This window comes from Herbidospora sp. RD11066, assembly GCF_054661255.1.
This window is the reverse complement of record NZ_BAAGDO010000136.1, coordinates 1-276: the sequence shown is the minus strand read 5'-3', so window position 1 is coordinate 276 and position 276 is coordinate 1. Positions and strand designations below refer to the sequence as shown.

Genomic DNA, 276 nt, shown 5'->3' with positions numbered 1-276 from the left:
TACGGAGATTCGTGGTCCATATCACACCTCTCTTTTCTCCAACAACATGCTCAAGGACATGTTTGAGTCCATGGGGCAGTTTGTTGATGGTTTAAAGTTTACCGGAGGCTCTCAAAGTTTGATGCCATAATCCTTTATTAGAGAAGCAACAAAATTGGCTCATGAGCACGACATATATGTTAGTACGGGTGACTGGGCTGAATATCTGCAGCAGACAGGTTATTCTTCCTTCAAGGAGTACATAGAGGAATGTAAGCAACTGGGATTTGATACGGT

The 276-nt window shown here is 42.8% G+C and carries 1 pseudogene; it reads left to right on the top strand.

The features are described from left to right. Positions 1-7 precede the first annotated feature (7 nt). Positions 8-276 (top strand): annotated as a pseudogene (locus ACYQ78_RS39570) (phosphosulfolactate synthase); the annotation flags it as partial.